Annotated in this window: 2 protein-coding genes; one reads left to right on the top strand and one right to left on the bottom strand. The window is 34.8% G+C overall.

The annotated features are described in order from the left end of the window. Positions 1-369 precede the first annotated feature (369 nt). Entirely contained in the window at positions 370-1,362 is a 993-nt protein-coding gene (locus tag BT1A1_RS15790; protein WP_034773086.1) for an LCP family protein, read from the bottom strand. Between the two features lie 685 nt (positions 1,363-2,047). On the opposite strand from BT1A1_RS15790, the gene BT1A1_RS15785 reads away from it, so the two are divergent. Further along, positions 2,048-2,329, top strand: coding sequence for a DUF3219 family protein (locus BT1A1_RS15785; protein WP_034773085.1), 282 nt, complete (start codon positions 2,048-2,050; stop codon positions 2,327-2,329). Positions 2,330-2,790 lie beyond the last annotated feature (461 nt).

The following is a 2,790-nucleotide window of genomic DNA, read 5'->3' as shown; positions in this document are numbered from 1 at the left end:
AGTTTGAATGATGTGCTCATCTATACCGTTGAAAAAGGAGATTTCAACTTTTCCAAACTTAATCGTACAAGTTGAATTTGAAGAGGAAACAGTTGGTTTTATGTTCGAAATATTTTTTGTATCGGAATGTAATGTTACGGGGACAATTGTTAATTTTTGTTCTGGCATATGAAAAGCACCTCCTTTGATTGATATGTCAATTTTAACAAGAGGTGCTGTTGATTTATATGCGTTGTTTGAATGGGGGCTTACATAGAATCTACAGAATAGGTGCTGGTGGAGTAAAAATAAATATATAGTCGGGTGGAAAGAGAAAAAAGAAAAGCTGCCCCACAAAAGACTTGGGACAGCTTCAAACAAGTATATTTTTTAATGTATATAGTACTCCTCAACAATCTTCTTCATTTCATCTTCATTAATAACAATTTGTGAGTTATTATTCTTAAGAATATCATCATATAGCGTTTGTCCTTGACCGGTTAATTGGTGGTATTGGATTTGTTTATCCGGGTCAAAGTTTTGAACAGCGTAGGCAATACTGATAATGTCGGAATTGGACATATTGGTCTCTACAATAAATTCTGAGATGGAATCAACTAGCTCTGGTAATTTTGTTACAGTTTTTGGACTTAGGGCCTTTTTGGCAATACCGACTAGTGCCTCTTTTTGTAGCTGCTGGCGTCCGTATTCTCCGTTGCTCAATGAATATCTTTCGTGAACCAGCTCGGTGACCATTTTTCCAGTGAGAGAATGTTCACCAGCGGCAATCACTTTATTCTTATTTTCTGGGTACCAGGAATGGGTCAATTTGACATCAAAGGGTACATTCATGTTGATGCCATCCAGCGCATCGACAATTTCCTCTAGTCCGGTATAGTTCGTTTCCACATAGTAGTTAATCGGAATCCCCGTAAAGTCACTAATGACGCCAACTGCGACCTCGATTCCTTTCTTAGCACCTAAATCGTTTTGTAAAATATATTGTGCACTCGTTAGCTTCGTATACCCATACCCATCTAAATAAACGCGGCTATCTCGCGGAATGCTGAGCATATGGTATTTATAGTTTTTTAAATCCACACTCACAACCATCATCGTATCGGAATGCCCGATTTTCTGGCCTTTCCGTTGGTCAGAACCGATTAACAAAACATTAAAGATTGGATCATCAATTTTGACCTTTTTTTCTATTGTTTTACTGGAATCCTTGTCACCCGATGACACCAAGGGTACTTTCGAAAAGTGATTTTCCGGCTTTAATTGATAGTAGGCAAAAACAGTTCCGCCTATCAAAAGTAGAAATACCACAAGAATACTATAACCTATTATTTTCTTTTTACTTCTTTTTTTCTTATATCTCATATTGATATTGGCCTTCCCTTAAATATATTTTTATTTTTATAATACAGCACAATCTACTAGAATTAATAATCATCTAATTACTAGTATGCCAAGATTTGACAGAGAAAACAATATCTTAAGTTTAAGTAACTCTGGAAACGGATCTTCAATTATGAGTTTTGATAAGGAATTGTGGTCTCAAAAGAAAAAGCTTCTTGAGGTGGCAAAATAAGGTGCAGCGCTTTGTACGTTGTAAAGGAAAAAAGCAACCACAAACATCTAAAATTCCTTTAAAAAAATTTCATGATTCTTCGGTATTCGGAAAAGGTCCTCAGACTCATGTAACCGTCAAGTAATATCCAAGTGAAATTGCGCCACCATTCCATGTAAAGTAGCCCATTTAATCGTCCAATAACACTAATCAAAGCTTAGATCCCTTAATCTAACACGGTTTAACAAGTTCTTCAGAAAGTGTTGCCTCTAATATTGCAATTTACCGTTTATGTCCCTTAAAAAAATTACACAATTTAGTGTTGACATTCCAATCTCCTTAGGCACTAGAACAAAAAATTTGAAATCAACTTGAAGTTCATGGAGTTGAAATTAGCTTTGAAACAGAAAATTATTTAAAATATGTTTATTCACGGTTCTAATTTTAGGTCTAACCTCTTTTAGTCAAATTAAAATTACATAGAAAGGTGGCTGTATGATGGAATTATACCTAAATGATCAATTAATACAAGTAGATAAATTTAAAGAAGATACTGTAAATGATTTACGTAAAATTTGGATTGAGTTTCGAGTGACCAATGAAGATTATCATGACATTGCGACCCTTTTATATGAAGGAACATTTGATGTTAGAATACCAGCAAAATCCTTATCGTTCAGAGGAACCATTGAGGAATATTCTACCTCCATCACTAACTTATATAAAAAAGGAAATGTAGGCATATATAAATTATGTTTGCGTGAAGTAAAAAAATAAGTATAAAGAACATAGAAATGGTGCTATCCGTTATTTTTCTTCGGAATAGGCACCTTTATAGGATAAGAAAGTATAAAAATACAAGTAAAAAACTTCGGACGAGTTTCGTGTCTACCTCCGACCGCCAGCGACTGAGAAACTAGCTCCTCTTTAATGTGCTCCGGCGCCAAAGCCTATTCGAGGAAGTTCCCTCTGTTTTTATGGAATGGACCAGTTCTTTCATTGAGAAAAACATCACGTTGTATTCTTGACAAAATGTAATTGGACTAGTGGAAAATTTTTGTCGTCGACCTGCAGTAGTGTACAAACCCCGGGGGATCGACGACAAGTTATTTTGAAAAATAATCAATAGAAAATGCCTAGATTACGTGTATTTATGGAAAATATAATTGCTAGAAAGCCAAATTTTTATTATAATTAACACAAAACCACCAATACAAAAAAACCTTATTAAATCAAGT

The sequence above is a fragment of the Caldibacillus thermoamylovorans genome (assembly GCF_000751775.1).
Classification (GTDB): Bacteria; Bacillota; Bacilli; order Bacillales; family Caldibacillaceae; genus Caldifermentibacillus; species Caldifermentibacillus hisashii.
This window is presented reverse-complemented; position numbering and strand designations above follow the sequence as displayed.